Annotated in this window: 17 protein-coding genes; 7 read left to right on the top strand and 10 right to left on the bottom strand. The window is 63.8% G+C overall.

The genetic code is table 11. The features are described 5' to 3' along the window. The first annotated feature begins 24 nt into the window (after nt 1-24). Complete coding sequence (gene ahbA, locus BerOc1_RS16045; protein WP_071546701.1) at nt 25-474, top strand: siroheme decarboxylase subunit alpha; 450 nt, start codon at nt 25-27, stop codon at nt 472-474. Between the two features lie 14 nt (nt 475-488). Further along, complete coding sequence (locus BerOc1_RS16040; protein WP_071546699.1) at nt 489-815, top strand: hypothetical protein; 327 nt, start codon at nt 489-491, stop codon at nt 813-815. Between the two features lie 13 nt (nt 816-828). Here BerOc1_RS16040 and BerOc1_RS16035 read toward each other — a convergent pair whose 3' ends face one another. Further along, entirely contained in the window at nt 829-1,650 is an 822-nt protein-coding gene (locus BerOc1_RS16035; protein ID WP_071546697.1) for a substrate-binding periplasmic protein, read from the bottom strand. A gap of 140 nt (nt 1,651-1,790) precedes the next feature. Here BerOc1_RS16035 and rpe point away from each other — a divergent pair, with 140 nt between their 5' ends. Genes rpe through BerOc1_RS16020 form a run of 3 tightly spaced genes read left to right on the top strand, consistent with a single transcriptional unit; the run spans nt 1,791 to nt 4,925 of the window. Continuing rightward, nucleotides 1,791-2,441: a ribulose-phosphate 3-epimerase gene (rpe, locus tag BerOc1_RS16030; RefSeq protein ID WP_071546695.1), complete on the top strand. Its 651-nt coding sequence runs from the start codon at nt 1,791-1,793 to the stop codon at nt 2,439-2,441. A 49-nt stretch (nt 2,442-2,490) separates the two neighbouring features. Then, nucleotides 2,491-4,425, top strand: coding sequence for an ATP-binding cassette domain-containing protein (locus BerOc1_RS16025; protein ID WP_071547156.1), 1,935 nt, complete (start codon nt 2,491-2,493; stop codon nt 4,423-4,425). A gap of 2 nt (nt 4,426-4,427) precedes the next feature. Continuing rightward, nucleotides 4,428-4,925 (top strand): GNAT family N-acetyltransferase, encoded by a 498-nt coding sequence (locus BerOc1_RS16020; RefSeq protein ID WP_071546693.1) that lies wholly within the window; start codon nt 4,428-4,430, stop codon nt 4,923-4,925. A 76-nt stretch (nt 4,926-5,001) separates the two neighbouring features. Here the strand turns inward: BerOc1_RS16020 and BerOc1_RS16015 are convergent, their stop codons facing one another. The 9 genes from BerOc1_RS16015 to BerOc1_RS15975 form a co-directional block, all read right to left on the bottom strand. Beyond that, nucleotides 5,002-5,430: a response regulator gene (locus BerOc1_RS16015; protein WP_071546691.1), complete on the bottom strand. Its 429-nt coding sequence runs from the start codon at nt 5,428-5,430 to the stop codon at nt 5,002-5,004. Between the two features lie 32 nt (nt 5,431-5,462). Then, nucleotides 5,463-6,113, bottom strand: a complete 651-nt coding sequence (locus BerOc1_RS16010) for a sensor histidine kinase (RefSeq protein ID WP_071546689.1) — start codon at nt 6,111-6,113, stop codon at nt 5,463-5,465. Between the two features lie 16 nt (nt 6,114-6,129). Continuing rightward, a complete protein-coding gene (locus tag BerOc1_RS16005; protein WP_071546687.1) occupies nt 6,130-6,480 on the bottom strand; it encodes a response regulator in 351 nt (116 codons plus the stop codon). Between the two features lies 1 nt (nt 6,481). Beyond that, on the bottom strand, nt 6,482-8,230 hold the full coding sequence (locus BerOc1_RS16000) for a sensor histidine kinase (RefSeq protein ID WP_071546685.1): 1,749 nt from the start codon (nt 8,228-8,230) through the stop codon (nt 6,482-6,484). A 21-nt stretch (nt 8,231-8,251) separates the two neighbouring features. After that, on the bottom strand, nt 8,252-9,469 hold the full coding sequence (locus BerOc1_RS15995) for a response regulator (protein WP_071546683.1): 1,218 nt from the start codon (nt 9,467-9,469) through the stop codon (nt 8,252-8,254). Nucleotides 9,470-9,490: 21 nt separating this feature from the next. Beyond that, nucleotides 9,491-11,617, bottom strand: coding sequence for a SulP family inorganic anion transporter (locus BerOc1_RS15990; protein ID WP_071546681.1), 2,127 nt, complete (start codon nt 11,615-11,617; stop codon nt 9,491-9,493). Between the two features lie 17 nt (nt 11,618-11,634). Continuing rightward, nucleotides 11,635-12,216: a TetR/AcrR family transcriptional regulator gene (locus BerOc1_RS15985; RefSeq protein WP_071546679.1), complete on the bottom strand. Its 582-nt coding sequence runs from the start codon at nt 12,214-12,216 to the stop codon at nt 11,635-11,637. A 360-nt stretch (nt 12,217-12,576) separates the two neighbouring features. After that, the gene (locus BerOc1_RS15980; protein ID WP_071546677.1) at nt 12,577-15,594 is read right to left on the bottom strand and encodes a proline dehydrogenase family protein; all 3,018 of its coding nucleotides are present in this window, start codon (nt 15,592-15,594) and stop codon (nt 12,577-12,579) included. 17 nt (nt 15,595-15,611) lie between these two features. Continuing rightward, nucleotides 15,612-16,085: an Lrp/AsnC family transcriptional regulator gene (locus tag BerOc1_RS15975; RefSeq protein ID WP_071546675.1), complete on the bottom strand. Its 474-nt coding sequence runs from the start codon at nt 16,083-16,085 to the stop codon at nt 15,612-15,614. Nucleotides 16,086-16,245: 160 nt separating this feature from the next. Between BerOc1_RS15975 and BerOc1_RS15970 the strand changes: the two genes are divergently transcribed. Continuing rightward, a complete protein-coding gene (locus BerOc1_RS15970) occupies nt 16,246-17,391 on the top strand; it encodes an ABC transporter permease (RefSeq protein WP_071546673.1) in 1,146 nt (381 codons plus the stop codon). Between the two features lie 9 nt (nt 17,392-17,400). Then, nucleotides 17,401-18,201, top strand: coding sequence for an ABC transporter ATP-binding protein (locus BerOc1_RS15965; RefSeq protein ID WP_071546671.1), 801 nt, complete (start codon nt 17,401-17,403; stop codon nt 18,199-18,201). The last annotated feature ends 2 nt before the right edge of the window (nt 18,202-18,203 follow it).

The raw sequence follows: 18,203 nt of genomic DNA, 5'->3' as shown, positions 1-18,203 counted from the left end.
CTGGCCGCCGGAGGCATTATCCCCATGGACGCATACGACAAGCAGATACTCGACATCATCCAGTCCCATTTTCCGCTCGCTTCACGTCCTTACGAGGAGGTCGGCAAACAGGTCGGTTTGACCGAGGCCGAGGTGCTGGAGCGGGTGCGGGCCATGAAGGCGTCCGGGCTGATCCGGCGCATGGGGGCGAACTTCTCGTCCCAGTCCCTGGGCTGGCAGTCCACCCTGTGCGCGGCCAGCGTGCCCGAGGACCGGCTCGACGCGTTCGTGGCCGAGGTGAACAGGCATGACGGGGTGACGCACAACTATCTGCGCGAGAACGAGTTCAACGTCTGGTTCGCGCTGATCGCCCCGGACATGGACGCGGTGGAGGAGATTCTCGCCTCCATCACCGAGGCCACGGGCATCAAGGTGCTCAACCTCCCGGCGGACAAGCTGTTCAAGATCAAAGTCGATTTCAAGATGGACAAGTAGAGGGCCCCAAGGCCATGCACAAGTTGTACAAGATCCTGCTGCTCGGCCTGGCCGCCGGCATCCTGAACGCCATCCCCATGGCCTTCCTGTCCCCGGCCTGGCAGCCGGTGGCCGCCACCCTGCTCCACTGGCTGGCCCTGAGCATCGTCATAGCCTACGCACGCATGCCGCTGGAGAGCTGGGCCACGGGCATGCTTATCGCGGTGCTGACCTCCCTGCCCATGGGCATCCTGCTCTATCCGGCCAGCGCCCTGGGCGTGCTCCAGGCCCTGGGCATCGCCCTGGTCCTCGGTGGGCTGCTCGGCTTCACCGCCGAGAGGCTGGTCCAGGACCAGCCCTGACCGGGCCTCGGACTCACTCAGCTTTCTTCTCTTCGACGCCAGGCGCGGGCCTGCCGAAATACGCTTCCCGCATCCGGCTGTACGGGCTGACTCCCGACGAATCCGGCTCCTTGAAACGGTCCAGGGCCGATTGGAGCCGATGGATCAAGCCGTCGTCCGTGCTCTTGTTGAACCCGAAATAGACCGCCAACGGGGCGAGATGGAAAATGGTGGCATATTCGTCCGCATCCATCCCTTCCCCGCGCATCAACTCTCTTGACGCCCTGTCCGCCTGGACGATCACGTCCACCCGCCTTTCACGAAGCATCCTGAGCAGGGCGGGGATACCGCTGAGCAGTACCAGATTGGGCCCGACCTCGGGCAGGTCGCGGATGAGGACGCGGTAGGGAGCCGTGTTGCGGACAATGCCCACCCGGTACTTGAGCAGGTCCTCCAGCCGCTCGACGACGACCCCGGAATCCCTGCGGGCAATGACCCCGACGGGCAACAGGTCCAGCGGCCCCACCCACTTGTAGCGATCGGCCCGTTCGGGCAGCTTGGTCAGCACGAGCAAGGCGGCGTGGGGAACGACTTCGACATGGTGCACGGCGCGCGCCCAAGTCATGACCGCAACGTCCGTCGCGTCGAAGTGCTCGCCGGCTGTGCGCATCAACCGCTCCATCAGGGCCACGGCGAACCCGGTGGGCGGCCCGTCGTCGTGCAGCACGGCATAAGGGGGCAATGCGTCCACATAGAATTGGACATGGTCGGCCAGGGCCGGTTCGGCCGACAAAAGCGCGACAAAACTCCAAAGACACAAGGCCAAAAGGACGCATTTTATCTTGTAGATACCCATTGAAATCTCGTTACCGTAATTCCGACACGGACAAAATGATATTTTTCGGGTTGGCCGAACAGGGGACTTCGAAAGACTTGCGGTCCCATCCGCGAGCGGGTACACCTTTGCCAGCAAAACCACCAAGCGGAGCGACGCGAATGATACTTTCCCCCTCCATGCTCTCCTCGGACTTCGCCAACATGGAAGCCGAGCTGAAAGCCCTGGAAGCCGCAGGTCTGTCCTGGGTCCACCTGGACGTCATGGACGGCATGTTCGTGCCCAACATCACCTTCGGGCCGCCGATCATCAAGGCCATGCGCGCCAAGTCCAAACTCTTCTTCGACTGCCACCTGATGATCGAGGACCCGGGCCGGTACATCACTGAGTTTGCCGACGCCGGGGCCGACCTGATCTGCGTCCACGCCGAGGCGTGCACGCACCTGGAGCGGGTCTGCGCCCAGATCGCCGAGACCGGTGCCAAGCCCGCCGTGGCTCTGAATCCGCACACCCCGCCCGAGGCCATCCGCTATCTCCTGCCGCAGCTGTACATGGTCCTGGTCATGTCCGTGAACCCGGGCTTCGGCGGCCAGAAGTTCATCCCGTTCTGCCTGGACAAGGTCCGCGACCTCAAGGCCATGATCGAGGCGGCCGGGGCCGACACCCTGATCCAGATCGATGGCGGCGTGACCCTGGACAACGCGCGCGAGCTGACCGGGGCGGGCGTGGACGTGCTCGTGTCCGGTTCGGCGTTCTTCAAGTATCCGCCCTACGGCGAGCGGCACAAGGCGTTCCAGGACGCCTGCGCGTAAACGCAACATCAACGGGGCTGTCCGCAGCCCCTTTTCTTTGAGCGACATCATGGCCCTGGTCAGTTTACGAGACATTTCCATCAATTTCACCGGCACGGTGCTGCTGGACAAGGTGTCCATGCAGATCGAGCCGGGCGAGCGCGTCTGCCTGCTCGGCCGCAACGGCGAAGGCAAGTCCACCCTGTTGTCCATCATCGAGGGCATCACCCCGCCGGACACCGGATCCGTGGACTACCAGCGCGGCTGCCGCGTGGCCATGCTCCCCCAGGAGGTCCCCCAATCCCTGGAGGGCACGGTCTACGACATCACGGCCAAGGGGTTGGGCGAGGTCGGCGAACACCTGGCCGCCTACCACGACGCGGCCCGCGCCCTGGCCGAATCCCCGGACCCGGGCCAAAATCTGGTGGACCGGCTGGAGCGCGCCCAGCACGCCCTGGAGGACGCCGGAGGCTGGCCCCATCACCAGGCCATCGAGACCGTGCTTTCGCACCTCAAGCTGGACGGCGACGAGCCGTTCGCCTCCCTGTCCGGCGGGACCAAGCGCCGCGTGCTCCTGGCCCGCGCCCTGGTCTCCAACCCCGACCTGCTCATCCTGGACGAGCCCACCAACCACCTGGATATCGACTCCATCGCCTGGCTCGAGGACTTCCTCCTACGCCAGAGCGCGGCCCTGCTCTTCGTCACCCACGACCGCGCCTTCCTGCGGCGGCTGGCCACGCGCATCGTGGAGCTGGACCGGGGGCGGCTGACCAGTTGGGAGTGCGGCTACGAGACCTACCTCGAACGCAAGGACGAGGCCCTGTCCGCCGAGGCCAAGCAGAACCACAACTTCGACCGCAAGCTGGCCGAGGAGGAGGCCTGGATCAGGCAGGGCATCAAGGCCCGCCGCACCCGGAACATGGGCCGCGTGCGGGAGCTCAGGAAGATGCGCGAGGAGCGCGGTGCCCGGCGCGAGCGCGTGGGCTCGGTCAAAATGGTCATCCAGGAGGCCGAACGCACGGGCAAGCTGGTCATCGAGGCCAAGGACCTCTGCTTCGGGTTCGACGACAGACCGCTCATCGCGGATTTCTCCGCGACCGTCATGCGCGGGGACAAGGTCGGGCTCATCGGGCCCAACGGCGCGGGCAAGACGACCCTGCTCAAGATCCTGCTCGGCGAGATCGAACCGCAGTCCGGAAGCGTGCGCCGCGGGGTCAACCTGCAGATCAACTATTTCGACCAGCTGCGCCTCCAACTCGACGAGACCCGATCGGCCCGGTACAACGTGGCCGAGGGCAACGATTTCGTGGACATCAACGGCAACCGCCGCCACGTCATGTCCCACCTCAAGGACTTTCTCTTCACTCCGGACAGGGCCAAAGTCCCTGTCAGCGTGCTGTCCGGCGGGGAGCGCAACCGGCTGCTTCTGGCCAAGCTGTTCACCCGCCCGTCCAACGTCCTGGTCATGGACGAACCGACCAACGACCTGGACGCCGAGACCCTGGACCTCCTGGAGGAGCTGCTCATGGACTATCCCGGCACTCTGCTGCTGGTCAGCCACGACCGCGACTTCCTGAACAACGTGGTCACCTCGTCCATCGCCTTCGAGGGCGAGGGGCGGGTGGCCGAATACGTGGGCGGATACGACGACTGGCTCAGGCAGCGGCCCTCCGCCGCGCCCTCTCCGGCCAAGGCGTGCAAGCCCAAGCCGGAGCCCGAGCGGGAAAAAGCGGCTCCGGCCAAGCGGAAACTGAGCTACAAGGAAAAGTTCGAGCTGGAGAAAAAACGCGAGGAACTCAAGGGGATGCCCGCCCGCATCGAGGGGCTGGAAACCGAGCTCGACGCCTTGCAGGGACGCATGGCTTCAGCGGATTATTACAAGAATTCCGGCGAGGTGATGGCGGACGACCAGAAACGGCTGGAAACCCTTGAGTCCGACCTTGAAATCGCCTATGAGACCTGGGAAGAACTCGAAACCGCCCTCGAGGGCGTGGAGCTGGATTGATCATGAAAGGCCTGACCATACGCCACGCGGACATGGACGACCTGCCCGCCTGCCACACCATTGAGGCCAATTGTTTTCCGCCCGCCGAGGCGGCCTGGGCGAGCAGCCTGCGCAACCGCATCGAGCTCTATCCCGAGGGGTTCCTGGTGGCCGAATGGGAAGGCCGCGTGGTCGCCCAGGTGAACTCGGGCGCAACCGACAAGGACGACATCACGGACGAGGAGTTCAAGCAGCTCATCGGGCACGACCCGGAGGGCCGCCACATGGTCATCTTCTCCCTGTCCGTGCACCCGGATTTCCAGAAGCGCGGCATCGCCGGGAAGCTGCTGGCCAACTTCATCGAGCACGCCGGGGACATGGGCAAGTCCGACATCAAGCTGTTGTGCAAGGAGGAGCTTCTGCCCTTCTACGCCCACTTCGGCTTTACGGACGACGGCCTGTCGTCGTCCACCCACGGCGGCGCGGCCTGGCACGCCATGAGCCTGCGCCTGCAGGACTGACCGCGGCGAAAACGAGACAAAGAAAAGGCTGCCGGAATCATTCCGGCAGCCTTTTTCCGTCTTGGGCGACAGGGGCTTACCACCCCTTGGATTTGAGGATGTCGTTGACCTTCTTCTCGGTCTTCTTTTCCACGATGACCATCTTCTTGGCCTGGGCCTTCTTGATCTTGTCGGTCAGGGCGTCGATGTCCGCGGGCTTCTCCATGAAATCCATGGCGCCGAGCTTCATGGCCTGAATGCCCGCTTCCAGGGTGGCCTGGCCCGTGAGCAGGATGACCTGCATGTCCGGGTTGGTCTTCCGAATGATCTTGAGCATGTCGATGCCGTTCATGTCCGGCATCTGCAGGTCCAGCACGATGGCGTCGAAATCGCCGGAATTGATCGCGCTGACCGCCGCGCTGGCGTTCTCGGCCGTGGTCACATCCATGCCCCGGATCTCCATCCGTTCGGACAGGGCCTCGAGGAATTCCACTTCATCATCGATAAGCAGTACTTTTTCTGCCATTTTTTCTTCTCCGATCAGGTATGAATGTTGTCTTACGCGGGAGCGCCCTTGTCCGCAAGCAACAACTGGCTGGTCCCGGTCTTTTCGTCCACCTCGACGCGGGCGTTCATGGCCCGGGCCAGTTCGGCGAACGGCTCGTCATTCTTCAGCGGCGCATCCTTTCCGGGCACGGAAAGGGAGAACGATGCGCCGCCGCCATACGGGGAAACGCTGACCGCCAGCGTGTCGCCCGGTTGCATGGAATCGAAGGCCGCCACTATTGAGGAGTGCAGCAGCCGCGTCAGATCAAAGGGGCAGGCAACCATGGACGCGGGTTCGCTCTCGCCCACGGTCAGCCTGATCTGGCGCATGTCGGCGAAACGGGCGGTCAGGTCCGCCGCCAGCCTGAGGGCCTCGACAAGGTTCACCTCGCGGACGTCCTCGTCCGTGGAATGGGCGAACGCGTTCATGTTCCTGACGATGGCGTCGCCGCGTTTGATCTGGCCCTGGATGGAATTGGCCGCGCTCTTGAGCCGCTCCGGCTGAAGGGGCACTCCGCGCCCGGCCATGAGCGTGAAGTCCTCGATCAGGCCGGCAGCCTCGTTGATCACGGCGAACACGTTCTTGATCTCGTGGGACACGGACGCGCTGATGCGTCCGAAAAATCGCAGTCCCTCTCGGGGCTCGCATTGGGTCCGGCTCATTGAGTCTCCTTTGCGGTTACGCCGCCACCTTGCGGATCAGGGCGACGAGGTCCTCAAGCTGGATGGGCTTGATCAGGTAATTGCAGCCCGCGGCGCAGCCCGCCTTGAAATCCGCTTCCGAGCCGTGGCCGGACAGGAAGATGAACTTCATGTCCGGGTGCCTGTCCGCCAGCAGCTCCATGAGTTCCAGTCCGCTCAGCCTGGGCATCTTCATGTCCAGGACGGCCACGTCGTAATCGGTCTCCTCGGCCATGGCCAGGGCGGATTCACCGTTGTCCGTCCAGTCCGCGTCCACGTCCCGGAACCCGAGCCGCTCGGCCATGGCGGAAACCAGTTCCACTTCGTCGTCAACCAGCAGTACTTTCATGTTATGCCTTGCCCGTCCTGTCTTCGGTCTTGTCCCCCTTGAGGGGCATGATGATGGTGAAGGTCGTGCCCACGCCCACCTTGCTCTCCACGGTCATGGACCCGCCCAGCTCCTGGACCAGGCCGTAGGTGATGGACAGCCCCAGGCCGGTGCCGCCGGTCTTCTTCTTGGTCGAGAAGAACGGGTCGAAGATACGCTTGATGTCCGCTTCCGGGATGCCGCAGCCGTCGTCCTCCACGGTGAAGACCAGCTGGTCGCAGGCCGTGTCCCGGGCCGTGATGGACAGGTGCCCCCCGTCGTTCATGGCCTGGAAGGCGTTGTTCACCAGGTTGAGGAATATCTGCTGCAGCTTGCCCCTGTCCGAAATGAACGGGGGCAGCTTCTCCGGGATGTCCATGTCGATGGTGATGGACCGGTACTCGGCCTCCTTGCGCAGGAAGTCGATGACCTCGTTGGCCAGGTCCTTGAATTCGATTTCGTCCATTTCCACGTCGATGTGCCGTGCGAAGCTCAACAGCCGCTTGGTGATCTTGCCGCAGCGGGACACCGAGTTGATGATGGAGTCGATGTTCCCCAGCAGCCGCTCGTCGTTGGCGTACTCCTGCCTGTAGACGAACAGGTCGCGGATCAGCCCGGCCTTCTCGTTGATGATGGCCAGGGGGTTGTTGATCTCGTGGGCAACGCCCGCGGCCAGCCGTCCGATGGAGGCCATGCGGTTGGTGTGCTCCATGCGGTGCAGGGTCCTCGCCCGGGTCTGGTCCGCTATGTAGACCTTGTTGACCAGGTAGGTGGCCACGCCCACGATGACCAGCAGGATGACGATGATGCTGGTGATCAGAATCCAGAGCAGCTCCATGCGTATGGTCTGCAGCGGCTTCATCAGCTCATGGGTGCGCTTGACCACGAGCACGATGAACGGGGTGTCGTGGATGTAGGCGTAGCCCACGGTGTATTCCAGGCCGTCGCCGCCCCGGACCTGCTCCACGCGGGTGGTGTCCGAGTACCCGGGGATGGCCAGGTCCACCCTGGTCAGCAGCGAGCCGTGCTCCTTGGACGGGGTCTGGATGATCCCGTCGCGGTCGACCACGAAGGCGTCGCCGCCGCCGGGCAGGTCGAGCTGGGTCAGGATGGAGTTGAACTGGTCCGTGTCCAGAGTGGCCCGGAGGATGAAGTCCCCGCCGGACCCGCTGTCGTGCACCTTGCGCGAGATCACCAGGTGCGGCTCGTCGCGAAAACCGAGAAAGACCCGGCTGATGTAGGTGCCGTGGGCCATGGTCGTGGCGAATCCCTCCTGGCCGCTGTAGTCGCGGCCGAGCAGATCGTAGGGACCGATGTAGGCGATTTGCCGCCCCTGGGCGTCGATCACGCCGATGTCCACGAACCCGCCGAAGCTCTGCTGCAGGGAGGCCAGCACCTTGGCCAGGTTCCGGTTGTCGCGCAGGGCGCCGACGCCCTGGTCCTGGACCAGGAACTCCAGGGCCTTGGTCCGCTCCTCCAGGAAGTAGGCCACGGTCCGCCGGGTGTTCGAGGTGGTCCTGGAGGTGCGCAGGAGGTTTTCGGATTCCAGGGAATGCCGGGTGACGTTGTAGTCGATGAGGGCCATGACCATCAGCGGGACCAGCGCCACCAGCGCCAGCAGAAAGATGGCGAAGCGCCAGATGCGGCGGTAGTTGAACAGGCTCTTGCCCGCTCCCGCGTCGCTCTCGGTGTCCCAGAACTGGGGCCGTATCTTCTCGATCAACGATGCCATCGCGCCACCCGGCTTCCGGAGTTACTTTTCGGCCCTGATCTTTTCGTTGGCGGCCTTGAGCGTCTCGCTCAGGACGTCGATGTCCACGGGCTTGTGCAGGTAGGCGAACGCGCCCAGGTCCATGCACACCTTGCGGTCCGCCTCCGAGCCGTGGCCTGTCAGGATGATGACCTCGATGTCCGGGTGCTCGCTCTTGACGCGGCGCAGGACCTCGATGCCGTCGATGCCGGGCATCTTCAGATCGAGGATCATGACCTCGGGTTCGTCGTCCCTGACCAGGTTCAGGGCGGACTCCCCATCATAGACCACGGCCGAGCCCATGTCACGCATCATCAGTCTTTCGGACAGGGTCTGGACGAATTCGCGCTCGTCGTCCACCAGCAGGACCTTGGAGGGCAGGTCGAAGTCCATCTTGCGGTAGATGTCGGTCTGGTGGAATCCCTTGCCCACCTGGGCCTCCACGGCCAGGACGCCGTCCAGGCCGGAGACGATGGACTTGAGTTCGCGCTCCAGCTTCTCCAGCAGCAGGACGTGCTTGTTGATGGTCAGGGTGACGGTGCCCTTGCGGGACGAGACCTGGACGCTGTGGCCCTCCTTGGCCAGCACGGTCTCCACCCGGGCGGCCAGGAGGAAGTCCCGCACGGCCGCGCGGGTCTTGTCCGTGACCTTGACCGCGGCGTTGGAAAGCTGCTCGACGATGAGGTCGGCCGAGCGCTCCACGCCGGTGGAAGCCACGGGCAGGACCAGATCGTAAAGGGTCCCGGACCAGGGGTCGTCCACGTCGCGCAGGGCCTTGACCCAGGCGGCGCGGTCCTCATCGTCCTTGCGGATGAGCTTCATGGCGTGCTTGTCGGCGAACCCCTCCTCGCGCTCGGCCACGGCCACCCGCGCCTTGCGGTCGGAGATCAGGCAGACCTTGAGGATATGGCCGATGGACGGATCGGGCAGCTGGGAGGCGAACCCGGGAATGATCAGATTCTCGTCCTCGACCAGCCGTTCGGCCACGGCCAGGCGCATCCAGGCGATGGCCTGCTCCTTCTCGTGGCTGAAGCTGTTGAAGACCGAGGCCTTGGCCTGGAAGGCGCGGGCGATGCGGTCCTCGGCCATGCCCGACAGGCGCGAGGCGTCGGCCACGATCTCCTGGTCGGTTACCAACCGGCAGTCCGTGGCGTCGAGCACGCGCTTGACCACCACGCCGGCTTCGCAAAACAGTCCGTTGAATACGGTGATGACAGACATATTGACTCCCTTTTCTCGCCCTTAGGCCAGGCGGCAAACGGTGGTGAGGGGACAGCTATCTTCGTCGCCGTCGCGGTGGGCACTCTCGTGCGTGGCGCAGATGGCGCTCTCCATGGTCGCGTAGACATGGTCCTTGCCGATCTTCTCCAGCAGGTGGGTGCGTTCGAGCACGGCCATGACCGCCTCGTTCACACCGCACAGGGAGATGTCCAGCCCCCGGGAGCGGACCCGGTCGACGATGAGCGACAGGGCCTCCTCGCCCGATGCGTCCATGTCGTTGATACCGTTGGCCACGATGATGATGTGCCTGAGCTTGTCGTTGCCCATCAGCCGCTCGGTGATCTGATCCTCCAGGAAGCTGGCGTTGGCGAAGAAGAGCGGGCCGTCGAAGCGGACCAGGGAGATGTGCTGGCACTCCTTGAGCCCGAAGGCCGTGGCGTCGCGCAGGGACTCGTCCTCGGTGCGGGACAGGTTGGCCACGCGCGGGCGCATGGACTTGTACAGGAAGACCAGCAGCGACAGGACCACGCCGACCATGATGCCCTTGTCCAGATGCGGGGCGAAGGCCAGGGTGCAGACGAAGGACAGGATGGAGATGGCCCCGTCATACCACTGGGCCTTCCAGGCGTGGATGAAGCCCGAGGCGTTGATCAGCCCGATGACGGCCATCATGATGACCGCGGCCAGCACGGCCTGGGGCAGGTGGTAGAGCAGCGGGGTGAAGAAGAGCAGCGCGATGACGACCATGAGCGAGGTGAACACGCTGGACATGCCGGAGACCGCGCCCGCCTGCAGGTTGACCGCCGAACGCGAGAACGAGCCCGAGGCCGGGTAGCTCTTGCCGCAGGCGCCGATCATGTTGGCCAGCCCCTGGCCGATGAGCTCCTGGTTGGGGTCCAGCCGCTGGCCGGTCTTGGCGGCCATGGCCTTGGCGATGGAGATGGCCTCCATGAAACCGAGCAGGGAGATGATCGCCGCGAACGGGATCAGGTGCAGCATGACCTTGAGGTCGAGCGACGGCATGGTGATGGACGGGATGCCCGAGGGCACGACGCCGACCACGGCCCCGCCGCCCATCATCTTCAGGGAGGCGGCGTCGAGCTTGGTGTTGCCGACCTTGATGCGCCAGGTCCGGCCGTCGTCGGCCATGCCGTCCGGGACGGCCCCCCGGGCGAAGAAAAGCATTCCGCCGCCGGACTCCTCCACGCCCGAAAGCAGGGTCTCACGAAGTTCGGTGCGCAGTTCGTGGGCCTTTTCCTTGAGGGCGGTCATCTTCACGGAGATGACGTTCTGGCCGTGCTGGATATCCAGGACCGCCAGCGGATCGCCGCTCTCCTTGGCCGCTTCCAACCGCTTGCCCAGGTCGGTGCGCTCCAGGGCCAGGGCGTCCATGGCGTCCACGGTGGCGTTGAAGCCGACCACGGCCTCGTGCACGGCCGGAACGCGGATGGCCTCCACCGAGGCCTTGGTGTCGTGGTTGAAGCCCAGGCCCCAGGACAGGGCCGTGGTCACGACGACGGCCACCAGCACGTTGGGGATCTTGGGATTGACGCGCTTGAGGCCGACCATGATGCAGAAGGCCAGTGCGCCCATGCCCAGCGTGGGCCAGTGGGTGTAGTGAACGGCGCTCTCGACCACGCGGATGATGGTCTCGTAGTGGTGCTCGGCACCGTCCACGTAGACGCCGAACATCTTGGAAAACTGGGACGAGGCGATGATGATCGCCGCGGCGTTGGTGAAGCCGTTGACCACCGGGTGGGACAGGAAGTTGACCACCAGGCCGAGCTTGAGCACGCCGAGCAGGAACTGGAACATGCCGACCATCAGGGCCAGCAGGATGGCGTAGGCGATGTACCCTTCGCTGCCCGCCGTGGCCAGGGGTTCGAGGGAGGCCGAGGTCATGAGCGAGACCACGGCCACGGGGCCGGTGGCCAGCTGGCGGCTCGAACCGAACAGGGCGGCCACCAGGGGCGGCAGGAAGGACGCGTACAGGCCGTAGTAGGCGGGCATGCCCGCCAGCTGCGCATAGGCCATGGATTGCGGAATGAGCACCAGGGCAACGGTCAGCCCCGCAATGGCGTCGGCGCGGAACGCCGCCATGTTGTACCCTTTGAACCAGCCGATAAAGGGGAATATTCGTGAAAGCATGCAGCCTCTTCCTTGCATTACGCCTGCAGCATCCTGCGGCACGCCCGCATCAACTCGTTGAACAGCGCGCCCGCATCGTACAGGTTGTAGTTTTTGAACCGAACCAGACCATCAGCCATCGTGAACAGAATGAGCGCCGATTTCCTGGGAAGGATTTCCTGGCTGATGGAACCGTCCTCCAGCCCCGTCACGATGGCCTTCTCGAAGATGTCCACGAGGCAATTGTAGATATCCTCGAGGTTCCCCCTGAACTCCGGGTTGGACTCGGAGAACTGGTAGAGAAAGTGGCGGTGCAGCAAAAGGAACTTGTCTTCCATCAGGCCTGCCAGATAGAGGTAGAACGAGATGACCTCCTCCGTCATCTCGAGACCGGACTTGAACGGCCTGTTCTCGAAGAACCGTTCGAACTGGTCCACTATCTCGTCCCTGGTTTTTTCCAGGATCGCCAGCAACAACCCCTCTTTGGTCTTGAAGTGATAGAAAATCGTCCCCTCGGCCACCCCGGTGAGGCGGGCAAGTTCCTGCCCGGACGTGTCCGCGAACCCCTTGTGCGCGAACATGAACGTGGCGACCTTGAGGATGGATTCCTTCTTCTTCATGCCTTGATCCTTTTTTCCCAAGCGAACCGAGTGTTCACTCAGTTTTTTCCTTAGTACTTGGTAAAATCCTACAATGTCAAAAAAACCGGGAAAACTGAGCATGCACTCAGTTTCACAATCAAGACTCCCTAAATGATTAAAAACTCGAAACCCCGAATTCGACGAACAAATAAAAAATAAAAAAAAGTTGCCCCGGCTCCTCCCTTTTTCCTCTTTCGCCCCCCCTCTCTTGTCCCCTGCCCCGCGAAGCGGTCCCCAAAAGTTTAGGAGGGATGAGGGGATGGGGGGGGCCGGGGGGCAACAAAAAAAGTCCCGCCGGGCTCACCCGGCGGGACTTTTTTTGTTGCGGCGACAGCCTGCCTAGCTCAGCCAGTCGTCGTCCTCCTCGATGGGGGCGAAGCCTCGGCGCATGGTGTTTTCGCAGACGATGCGCGGGTCCATGAACTGAAGCAGGTAGTCCGGGCCGCCGGACTTGGAGCCCACGCCGGACATCTTGAATCCGCCGAAGGCGTGGCGTTCGAGGGCGCCCACGGAGTGCTTGTTCAGGTACAGGTTGCCCACGCGGAACTCCCGAGAGGCCCGCTCCAGGTTGTGGGGGCTACGGGAGTAGACGGCTCCGGTCAGGGCGAACCGGGTGGAGTTGGCGATGTCCAGGGCCTCGTCCATGTCCTTGGCGCGCATGACCGCGAGCACGGGCCCGAAGACCTCTTCCTGGGCGATGCGGTGTTCCTTGGTAATGTTCTCCACGATGGTCAGGGGCACGTAGCAGCCCCCGGTGGCCTTGAGGTCGTCGGACACGTTGCGCTTGACCAGCACCCTGCCCTCCTCCTCGGCGATCCTGACGTAGCGCAGGACGTTTTCCTGGGCTCCCTTGTCCACCACCGGGCCCATGTAGTTGGCCGGGTTCTCGGACGGGCCGAGCCTGATGGACTTGGCGGCCCGGGTCAGACGGCCGACGAAGCGGTCGTAGATGGCGTCCAGGACGATGACCCGCGAGCAGGCCGAGCACTTCTGGCCCTGGAAGCCAAAGGCGGAATAGAGCACGCCGAGCACGGCCTCGTCGAGGTCGGCGTCATCGTCGATGATGGTCGCGTTCTTGCCGCCCATCTCGGCGATGACCCGCTTGCACTGCTGCTGGCCGGGCTGGACAACGGCCGCGCGCTCCTGGATGCGCAGGCCCACTTCCATGGAGCCGGTGAAGGCGATGACGGCCACGTCGGGGTGGTCCACCAGGTGGTCGCCCATGACCGAGCCGCGTCCGGGGCAATAGTTGAACACGCCGTTGGGCAGCCCGGCAGCCTTCCACATATCGACGATGGCGCGGCCCACGCAGGAGGAGGCCCCGGCGGGCTTGTAGACCACGGGGTTGCCGCAGACGATGGCCGCGGAGACCATACCCACGGAGATGGCCATGGGGAAGTTCCAGGGGGCGATAACCGCGGCCACGCCCTTGCCCTGGTAGAAGAGATGGCTCATCTCGCCCGGGGCCCGGCCCATGCGGCGGGGCTTGCCCAGGCGGATCATCTCGCGGGCGTAGTATTCGAGAAAGTCGATGGCCTCGCCCACGTCGGCCTGGGCCTGATCCCACTGTTTGCCCACTTCCAGGACCTGCAGGGCGGCCATGTCGTGGATGTTGGCCTTGAGATGCGCGGCGGCCTTGAGCAGGATACCTGCCCGCTCCTCGGGGAGGACGTCGCGCCAGGAGAGATACGCCTCGCGGGCGGCCTCCACGGCGGCGTCCACCTCGGCCACGCCCGCCTGGCACACGGAGCCGATGACCTCGGCCGGGTTGGCCGGGTTGTAGGAATCCAGGGTGTCGTCGGTGACCACGTCCTGGCCGTTGATGTAAAGCGGGACCTGTTGGCCCATGGCGGCGCGCAGCCTGGCGATGGACGCGGGGAATGCCTCGCGTTCGGCCGGGACGGTGAAGTCCGAGGGCGGGAAGTTCCTGAACCGGGGCAGCCCGTCCCGTTCCGCGGGCTCGGTCCTGCACGCGTTCTCCAGCTGGCGGCGCAGGGTCTCCTGGGGATTTTCCAGGAGCCGGTCCATGTCCGCCTCGTCGGCGAAGGTCTGCTTGAGGAAGGACTCGTTGGCCGTGTTCTCGAGCAGGCGGCGGACCAGGTAGGCCATCCCGGGCAGCAGGTCGCCGTAGGGGCAGTAGAGGCGCACGCGCTTGGCCACGTTTTTGAGGCCCTTGCGCACGGGCTCGGCCATGCCGTAGAGGACCTGGAACTCGTAGCGGTCCTCGGGCACGTTCAGCTCGGCCGCGTTCTCCATGACCGCCGAGATGGTCCGGATGTTGTGCGAGGCACAGGCGAAATGGCAGATGTCGTGGTTTTCGAGGATGTAGCGGGCGACGCGCTCATGGGCCATGTCGGACTCGGGCTTGTGGGTCCAGACGGGCACGGGCCAGTCGTTCTGCTTGGCCAGCACGGTCTCGTAGTCCCAGTAGGCGCCTTTGACCAGCCGGATGGAAATGGGAAGGTTCACCTCGCGCGCCCAGTCGATGAGCAGGCGGACGTCCTCGTCCACGGTCTTGAGATAGGCCTGGAAGACGATGCCCAGGTGCGGGTAGTCCGGGTACTTGAGGCGCAGCCGCTTGTACAGCTCCACCGTGGCCTCCTTGTATTTGAGCTGCTCCATGTCGATGCACATGAATCCGCCCATCTCCATAACCTTCCTGTAGACCGGCTCGATGCTGTGGACCATGCCGTCCACGGTGCCTTCCGGATCCACGGGCTTGGACTGCGAGTAGAAGGCCGAGGGCTTGACCGCCACGTTGACCTTGGGGGCGTTGCCCCAGTCCAGGTCGCCCTCACCGCCGTCCAGCGGCGTCCATTTGTCCAATTCCTTATGTATGGCGTCCAGGACCTCCAGGTAGCCGTCGCGGTAGGCGGCGGACTCCTCTTCGGACACGGTGGCCTCGCCGAGCAGGTCGAGGACAAAGGCGAATCCGTCCTTGCGCAGCTTCTTGATGCCCTTGACCGCCTCCCTGGCCTCCTGGCCGATGATGAACTGGCGGGCCATGGACTCGATGTTGGAGCGGATGGTCTTGTGCAGGACCTTGGCCACCAGGCCGCCGCCGAACTTGGTCTTGGTGGCCCCCCACTTGAGCACGTCCGGGATGTTGGAATCCTCGCCGGCAAAATATTCTTCGATATGGCGGGAAAGGGATTCCGAGGTGCTCAGGTACGGAAGAACGTCAACGAATCGGAACATCTGGACCTTGAAATCCTCGTTTTTCATGGCCCAATCCATGACCTTTCCGGTCCACCAGCCTTTGTTGAAAACCGAAGGAGATTCGCCGGAAATGGACGAAAAAAACTCCCTGCCCCGAGCGATGATTCTCGGGTCCAGGGAGGTCGGTGTAGCGGACATTGTTGACTCCTTGTGTTCTAGTCTTTTTCGTGGGGTAGCGGTATGACCCGTGACTCCTTGACCGTGGTCAGGACAATGGTCGAATTGGTGTCCCTGACCGGGCCAATGGTGCCGAACTTCGCCAGTGTCGCCTGCAAGGCCTCGGTGTCTTCCACCCGGACCTTGACCAGATACGAATCCCGTCCCGCCGTGTAATGAACTTCCAGAACCTCGGGGAATTCGGCCAGCTTCTGGCCGACCTCGGTGGCGCCCACTCCCTCTTCCACCCGGATGGAAGTGAACGCGGTCAGCCCGCGCCCCAGGGTTTTATGGTTGACAATACATTCATAGCCCTTGATGATACCGCTCTTCTTCAGCTTGCGCACGCGCTCGAGCACGGCCGAAGGAGCCTTGCCGACCTTCCGGGCTATTTCGGCATTGGAAACCTTTCCGTCTTCCTGAAGGATGTTCAGGATTTCCAAATCCAGTTTGTCAATTTTTCTGATATTCATGGAATAAAGGAATAATATTCTTTCCACCCCCTGTCAAGCGCCATGCCGCCCCTGGCACACCCCCTTCCACATACAACTTTTCTTTTCCCGCCGCCTCGGATAATCTGACAATTCGATATCTTCGGAGTACAACTCCGGAATCAAGCAAGGAAAACACCGCATGGCCACCAACGATAACCGCAGCCGGACCGACGCGAGGGTCACGGTTTCAAGCCGGGCCGACGGCCTGGTCGTGGCCCTGTCCGGCCGCCTGGACGCGGCGGGCGCGGCCTCGGTCTGGGACGAGACCGTCAAGGGCGCGTCCTCGGCCTCCTTCGCCCGGCTGACCGCCGACTGCGGGGGCGTGACCTATATGGACGGCGCGGGCGTGGCTCTGCTGCTCAAACTCAAGGAGTTGTGCGCGGAGCGGGACGCCGCAATAGCCCTGGACAACCTGCGCGAAGAGGACCGCCGCATGGTGTCCCTGACCTGGGACAACGTGTTGCCCAAGCCGCAGTCCGCCGAGTTGGAACGGCGCAGCCTGGCCGAGTCGCTGGAGGCCTGTAGCGGCGAGATCTGGCGCGGCATCCGCGAGATGGTCGCCTTTGTGGGCGAATCCGTCTCCCTGCTCGCCCAGGTCGTGCTCCGGCCAAACAAGGTGCGCTGGAAGGACGTCGTCCTGGCCTGCGTCAACGTGGGCGTGGAGTCCACGTTCATTATCGCGCTCATCGGCTTTCTCATGGGGCTGATCATGTCCTTCCAGTCGGCCATCAGCCTGCAGCGGTTCGGCGGCGAGATATTCGTGCCCAACATGCTCGGCCTGGTCATGTTCCGCGAGATGGGCCCGCTGGTCACCTCCATCCTCCTGGCCGCCCGGTCCGGCTCGGCCTTCGCCGCCGAGATCGGGACCATGAAAATCAACGAGGAGCTGGACGCCCTGACCACCATGGGGCTCTCGCCCATGCGTTTTCTGGTGGTCCCCAAGCTGCTGGCGACCATGCTCATGGTCCCGCTGATGACCATGTTCTTCAACCTGGCCAGCCTGGTGGGCGGCGCCCTGGTCATGCTCTCCATGGGCTACCCGCTGGTGACCTTCACATCCCGCGTCTTCTCCTACGTCGGCATGTCCGACTTCTGGGGCGGCATGTCCAAGGGGCTGGTTTTCAGCTTCCTGGTGGCGGGCGTGGGCTGCCTGCGCGGCATGCAGACCCGGTCCGGGGCCAGCGCGGTGGGGCTGTCCACCACCAGCGCCGTGGTCTCGGGAATCATCCTCATCGCGTTCGCCGACGGCATCTTCGCCGTGGCGTTCTACTACCTGGACTTCTAGGCGGCGGGCATGGAAAACACAGCGGTCATCAGCGTGCGCAACCTGACCTGCGGCTACGACGGCACCGTCATCGTGGACGACGTCACCTTCGACGTCCACCACGGCGAGGTCTTCATCATCCTCGGCGGCTCGGGCTGCGGCAAATCCACCCTGCTCAAGAACATGATCGGCCTGGTCGAGCCCATGGCCGGGCAGGTCTATTACGGCGACGAGGAGCTGACCTCGGCCTCGGGCGACGCGCGCCAGGCGATCATCCGCAAGTTCGGGGTCATGTACCAGATGGGCGCGCTCTTCGGCTCCATGTCCGTGCTCCAGAACGTCATGCTCCCGCTTGAGGAGTTCACCGATCTGCCCCCGGACGCCATAGAGCTCATCGCCAAGTCCAAGCTGGCCATGGTCGACATGGAGAACGCGGCCTTCAAGATGCCCGCCGCCCTGTCCGGCGGCATGAAGAAGCGGGCGGCCATCGCCCGGGCCATGGCCCTGGACCCCGGCATTCTTTTCCTGGACGAGCCGGGCGCGGGTCTGGACCCCATCTCCAGCGCGGTCCTGGACGAGCTGATCCTGGACCTGTCCAAAAACCTGGGCATCACCTTCGTCATCGTCACCCATGAACTGGAAAGCATTTACAAAATAGCGGATCGGGTTATCATGCTCGACAAGGAAGTCAAATCCATCGTGGCCGAGGGCGACCCGCGCGAGCTGCGCGACACCTCGGACAACCCGTCCGTCCGGCGCTTCTTTCTCCGGCAGCCCGACACGGACGCCCCCGGCCGTGAACCGGACGGACAACCGGCAGCTCAAGGATAGGC

Origin of the sequence: Pseudodesulfovibrio hydrargyri (assembly GCF_001874525.1) — a bacterium.
Classification (GTDB): domain Bacteria; phylum Desulfobacterota; class Desulfovibrionia; order Desulfovibrionales; family Desulfovibrionaceae; genus Pseudodesulfovibrio; species Pseudodesulfovibrio hydrargyri.
This window is presented reverse-complemented; position numbering and strand designations above follow the sequence as displayed.

What these genes read in the sequence shown, in the direction of transcription:
- BerOc1_RS16000 (WP_071546685.1), bottom strand. Translation starts at nt 8,230, where the DNA reads ATGGCATCGTTGATCGAGAAGATACGGCCCCAGTTCTGGGACACCGAG.
- BerOc1_RS16040 (WP_071546699.1), top strand. Translation starts at nt 489, where the DNA reads ATGCACAAGTTGTACAAGATCCTGCTGCTCGGCCTGGCCGCCGGCATC.
- BerOc1_RS15965 (WP_071546671.1), top strand. Translation starts at nt 17,401, where the DNA reads ATGGAAAACACAGCGGTCATCAGCGTGCGCAACCTGACCTGCGGCTAC.
- BerOc1_RS15985 (WP_071546679.1), bottom strand. Translation starts at nt 12,216, where the DNA reads ATGAAGAAGAAGGAATCCATCCTCAAGGTCGCCACGTTCATGTTCGCG.
- BerOc1_RS15975 (WP_071546675.1), bottom strand. Translation starts at nt 16,085, where the DNA reads ATGAATATCAGAAAAATTGACAAACTGGATTTGGAAATCCTGAACATC.
- rpe (WP_071546695.1), top strand. Translation starts at nt 1,791, where the DNA reads ATGATACTTTCCCCCTCCATGCTCTCCTCGGACTTCGCCAACATGGAA.
- BerOc1_RS16035 (WP_071546697.1), bottom strand. Translation starts at nt 1,650, where the DNA reads ATGGGTATCTACAAGATAAAATGCGTCCTTTTGGCCTTGTGTCTTTGG.
- BerOc1_RS15970 (WP_071546673.1), top strand. Translation starts at nt 16,246, where the DNA reads ATGGCCACCAACGATAACCGCAGCCGGACCGACGCGAGGGTCACGGTT.
- BerOc1_RS16025 (WP_071547156.1), top strand. Translation starts at nt 2,491, where the DNA reads ATGGCCCTGGTCAGTTTACGAGACATTTCCATCAATTTCACCGGCACG.
- BerOc1_RS16005 (WP_071546687.1), bottom strand. Translation starts at nt 6,480, where the DNA reads ATGAAAGTACTGCTGGTTGACGACGAAGTGGAACTGGTTTCCGCCATG.
- ahbA (WP_071546701.1), top strand. Translation starts at nt 25, where the DNA reads ATGGACGCATACGACAAGCAGATACTCGACATCATCCAGTCCCATTTT.
- BerOc1_RS16020 (WP_071546693.1), top strand. Translation starts at nt 4,428, where the DNA reads ATGAAAGGCCTGACCATACGCCACGCGGACATGGACGACCTGCCCGCC.
- BerOc1_RS15980 (WP_071546677.1), bottom strand. Translation starts at nt 15,594, where the DNA reads ATGTCCGCTACACCGACCTCCCTGGACCCGAGAATCATCGCTCGGGGC.
- BerOc1_RS15990 (WP_071546681.1), bottom strand. Translation starts at nt 11,617, where the DNA reads ATGCTTTCACGAATATTCCCCTTTATCGGCTGGTTCAAAGGGTACAAC.
- BerOc1_RS15995 (WP_071546683.1), bottom strand. Translation starts at nt 9,469, where the DNA reads ATGTCTGTCATCACCGTATTCAACGGACTGTTTTGCGAAGCCGGCGTG.
- BerOc1_RS16010 (WP_071546689.1), bottom strand. Translation starts at nt 6,113, where the DNA reads ATGAGCCGGACCCAATGCGAGCCCCGAGAGGGACTGCGATTTTTCGGA.
- BerOc1_RS16015 (WP_071546691.1), bottom strand. Translation starts at nt 5,430, where the DNA reads ATGGCAGAAAAAGTACTGCTTATCGATGATGAAGTGGAATTCCTCGAG.